We start from the raw sequence: 4,633 nt of genomic DNA, 5'->3' as shown, positions 1-4,633 counted from the left end.
CGGCCCGCCGAGGGGGCGGAATCAAGGGGTTGGAGAGCGAGATGACGGGTTACCGTTCAGACGTACCGGAGAACTGGTTCGTCGATCCGATCAATCTCGGCGTTCCGGGAGTTCGGAAAGTCGAAGCAGACGACGACAACGCTCTCTCCTGGCAGAGCGATGCGCTGTGCTCGCAGACCGACCCCGAGGCCTTCTTCCCCGAAAAGGGCGGCTCGACTCGCGATGCCAAGCGCATCTGCACCTCGTGCGATGTCCGTGGCGAATGCCTGGAGTACGCGCTGAACAACGATGAGCGGTTCGGCATCTGGGGCGGTCTCTCCGAGCGCGAGCGTCGCAAGCTCAAGCGCCAGGCCAGCTGACTCCTCGGCTCTCCGGCCCTCACCGCTTCGCGGCCACGCCGCATCCGGTGCCCGGCAGGCCCGCATCGCGCGCTTAGGCTGACCAGGTCATGCCAGCCCGAGTTCATGCAATCATCGTGGCGCGCCCCGGTTCGTCCGCCCGCGCGCAGCTGCTCCGCACACTGGACGCACTGCGCTCCCAGACCACACCTGCTGCGGCGATCACCCTGGTGATCTGCGGCGATGCGACCACGGCCAGAGAGAGCGACGCCGTCGCCAGCCTGGTCGAGGGGATCATCGAGGCGCGGGGGAGCACGTCCTTCGCCGACGCCGTCGAGCTCGCGAGGCCCCGGGTCGCCGAGGGAAGCGCCGTCTGGTTGCTCGCACGCGACACCGCTCCGCATCAGCGAGCGCTCGAGCGCCTCGTCGGCACCCTCGAACGATCCCCGTCTGCGGCGATCGTCGCCCCGAAGCTCGTCCACACCGACAACGACCGCGAGATCGTGTCGCTGGGTGTGAGCATGACGAGTCTCGGACGCTCGGTCGAGCTGGCCGCCGGAGAGCTCGATCAGGGGCAGCCCGACGGTCGTGACGACGCTCTCGGTGCGGGCATCCGCGTTCTCCTGATCCGCGGAGAGGTGCGCGACGCGTTGCGCCCCGACCCGGCGCTGGCAGGCGCTGACGAGGGACTCGATCTCGGAGTGCGGGCTCGTCTGGGCGGCGGTCGCGTCGTCCTCGTGCCGTCGGCGCGCGTGTCGGTATCGCCCGACGGCCCCGCAGCGCTCCCGTCCGGCCGCAGCCGGCGCGCATACGCCACACGCGTCGCGCAGCTTCACCGTCGACTCGCATACGCTCCGGCGGTCGCCGTCGCGCTGCACTGGCTGAGCCTGCTGCCGCTCGCCCTCTGGCGCTCGATCACCGACCTCATCGCGAAGCGCCCCGAATCGGTCTTCCCCGAGTGGGCGGCCGCGCTGACGGTGCTCGTGCGCGTCGGCTCGATCGCTCGCTCTCGCGGACGTATCCGAGCGTTCCGCTCGTCGAGCTGGGCGAGCATCGCACCGTTGCGGGTGAGTCGCTCCGACCTTCGTCGACGCCTCGACGACGGCCACGGCAGCGAAGGCGGAGCGGTCAGCGAGCTGCGGTTCTTCTCTGGCGGCGGAGCGTGGGCTGTTCTCGCGGCGCTCGTCGTGAGCGTGGCGACCTTCACCACGCTTCTCGCATGGCCGGTGCTGGGCGGCGGAGCGCTTCTGCCGTTGCGGGCCACGGTGGCTGCCCTGTGGAGCGACGCCGCCTGGGGCCTGCGCGGTCTCGGCGCAGATGTCGTCGGTCCGGCAGACCCGTTCGCCGCAGTGATCGCGGTTCTCGGCTCGCTGTGGCCGGGCGCCCCGTCGTTCTCCCTGGTGCTGCTCTGGATCCTCGCGCTGCCGCTGGCCGTCCTCGGCGGATGGTTCGCCGCGACCCGAGTCACCGATCGCTCGGGTCTGCGCATCTTCGCCGGCGTCGTCTGGGCGCTCGCCCCGACATTCCTCACGGCCCTGGTCGACGGGCGGCCCGCGGGCGTGCTCGTGCACCTGCTCCTGCCCTGGCTGTTCCACGCCGCAGTGGTGGCGCATCGGTCGTGGGGCGCGGCGGGCGCCGCGTCATTGCTGTTCGCAGCGGTCACCGCCAGCGCACCGTCGCTCGCCCCGGCCCTGCTGCTGCTCTGGGTCATCGCACTCGGCATCACGCTCGCCGGCGCTCGCATCCGCGGCGCGGTTCGGCTGCTGTGGGTTCCGGTGCCCGCGATCGTGCTCTTCGCGCCACTCGTATGGTGGCAGCTGCGTCACGGTACGCTCATCGCCGTGCTCGCCGACCCCGGCGCCGTCTGGGCAGGACCGCAGGCGTCCGCCGATGCCGCAGGCAGACTCGCCCTGGCATCGGGCTTCCCGACGGGCGACCTCGCCGGATGGGCGACGCTCGTCGGAGCCGAACTCGCCCCGTGGGCGGGTGTTCTCCTGGCCCCGCTGGCGTTGCTCGCACTGCTGTCGGCCGTCGCACCGCGGTGGCGGGCGGGCATCACACTGCTCGTCGTCGCTCTCTCGGGATACGCCACCGCGTTCCTCGCCGTGGGGATCACGGTGTCGTTCGCGCAGGGACTCCCCGTAGCCATCTGGCCGGGCAGCGGTCTGAGTCTGATGTGGATCGGTCTGACGGGCGCTGCTCTCGTGACGCTCGACACCGCTGTCTCGCTGCCGCGAGTGAGGGTCTTGAGCGCCGCCGTCGCCGGGCTCGCGGTCGCGGTGTGCGCGGTACCGGCCCTCGCAGCATTCCACACGGGAGAGTCGGAGCTCCGAGACGGTCCGGCATCGACTCTTCCGGCCTACGTCGCCGCCCAGGCGGGCGATGACCGTCCCGTCGGAACGCTGGTGCTCACCCCGCAGAACGACGGCGGGCTCTCGACGCTGGTCGCGTGGGGCGGCAGCGAGACGCTGAGCGCTCAGGCGACCATGCTCTCGACGGCGACCGGACTGCAGGGCACTGACCTCACGACGCTCTCGGTCGACCTGCTGTCGGCGCGCGACTTCGACGCGGCGGATGAGCTGGGCCGGCAGGGGATCGCCTATGTGCTGCTCGCGACCGTGTCGGGCGATGAGTCCGATCGGGCGCGGACGCTGCGCACCGCCGCCGTGACCTCTCTCGACCAGCGAGCCGGATTCGTGCAGGCCGGTTCGACCGACAGAGGAGTGCTCTACCGGCTCGAGGCGGATGCCTCGCCGCGCGCCGATCTGTCGCCGACGCAGCACGCGACGGCGCGCCTCGTGATCACGCTGCAGCTCGTTCTGGTGCTGGCCGCTCTGCTGCTCTCGGTGCCCACACGGGCGTCGAGACGGGCGGCCCGCGCCAAGTCCCGCATCGTGGGGCGTGCCCCTGAGGAGCCGCTCGTGCTTCCGCGGCATGCGGAGTCACGCGACGATCGCGAGGAGGCCGAGGTCGCCCCGACCGCGTCCGCCTCGGAAGAGGAGAAGGCGGCAGGCGGGACTCCGTCCGCCGACGCCGGTACCGACACGGCAGATGCCGACTCCGCCGATGCCGGGCTGGCCGATGCCGAGATGGTCGATACCGACTCGGCCGATACCGACTCCAGTGAATCCGACTCGGCCCCCGGCTCAGACCCGGCCGCGCCTGACCGCGATCGCCAGAGCACTGCTCGCCGCCCTGGCGATGACGATGAGCCGAATGACGACGCCGAGGAGGGCATCCGATGACCCGCACCCGTGCATTCCGGGTGGCCGCGACCAGCGCGCGAGTCCTCACCGGCGCGGTCGTCGCCGCCGCATGCGTCGTGGGAGTCGTGTTCGCCATCTCGGCGCCGTGGCCGACGATCGCTCATGAGCCCGCGCAGACCGAGGTGACGCCTCTGCCCGGTGACACCGTTCTCGTCTGCAACGGCGAGTTCCGTGCGATCGGGCGCGATTCGTCGAACCCGCTCGAGATGGTGTCGGCGGCCTCGCCGCAGGTGACCGTGGACGGATCCTCCCGCATGCCGGACTCGGCACCTCTCGTGGCTGAGGATCTCGCCGAGGGAGGCTCGGCACAGCGCCTCGTCGGCCCTGTCGAAGGACGCACCGCCCCCCTGCTCGGCGCGACGGAATCCTTCACGATCGCAGAATCCGACCTGTTCGGCCTCGCCGCGGCCCCGTGTCGGCCGGCAGGCACCGAATCGTGGCTCGTGGGCGGCACGGTCGAGACGGGCACCGAAGACCTCATCGTGCTCACCAACCCCGGTGTCGTGCCGTCGACCGTCACGCTCACCGTCTACGGATCGGTGCGGGCATCGAGCACCCTGATCGTCCCGGCCGAATCACAGCTCGCGCTTCCCCTCACCTCGATCGCCGCGGGATCGGACTTCCCGATCGTCAAGATGACGGCGACCGGATCGCCGGTGCGGGCCGTGCTGCAGTCCTCTCTCACGCGCACGCTCGACCCCGCGGGCATCGACCTGCAGGACGCCGTGCCTGCGGCTCAGCAGCATCCGGTGCTGCCGGGGATCCAGGTCTTCGAGAGCCCGGGAGACAACTCAGAGATGGCGGTCCTTCGGCTGATGTCTCCTGAGGCCGACTCGCAGGCCGTCGTGACGGTCACGGAGGTCGGCTCGGCGACGATCGCTGACGAGTTCACCGTTCCGCTCACCGCAGACGAGCCCACCGAGGTCTCGCTGTCTGCCTTGGAGCCCGGACCGTACTCGCTGCCGGTCGACGCGGATGCGCCCGTACTGGCCGCTGCGCGGCAGCAGGACCGAGCCGCCCCACTGCCCG

Annotated in this window: 3 protein-coding genes; all 3 read left to right on the top strand. The window is 71.1% G+C overall.

Annotated features, from left to right (window positions below; genetic code table 11):
- Positions 1–41 precede the first annotated feature (41 nt).
- Positions 42–359: a WhiB family transcriptional regulator gene (locus J7E68_RS15035; RefSeq protein WP_215173927.1), complete on the top strand. Its 318-nt coding sequence runs from the start codon at positions 42–44 to the stop codon at positions 357–359.
- Between the two features lie 116 nt (positions 360–475).
- A complete protein-coding gene (locus tag J7E68_RS15030) occupies positions 476–3,583 on the top strand; it encodes a glycosyltransferase (RefSeq protein WP_311417095.1) in 3,108 nt (1,035 codons plus the stop codon).
- Positions 3,580–4,633, top strand: a 1,054-nt coding sequence (locus J7E68_RS15025; RefSeq protein WP_215173916.1) for a DUF5719 family protein, incomplete at its 3' end; no start/stop codon positions are given. The genes J7E68_RS15030 and J7E68_RS15025, both read left to right, overlap by 4 nt.

Source organism: Microbacterium sp. ISL-103 (assembly GCF_018613995.1).
In the GTDB taxonomy this organism is placed as follows: domain Bacteria; phylum Actinomycetota; class Actinomycetes; order Actinomycetales; family Microbacteriaceae; genus Microbacterium.
The sequence above is the reverse complement of the archived record's forward strand: the minus strand, read 5'-3'. Positions and strand labels throughout refer to the sequence as shown.

Excerpts from the sequence above, each read along its gene's own strand:
- J7E68_RS15035 (WP_215173927.1), top strand. The coding sequence starts at position 42 with ATGACGGGTTACCGTTCAGACGTACCGGAGAACTGGTTCGTCGATCCG.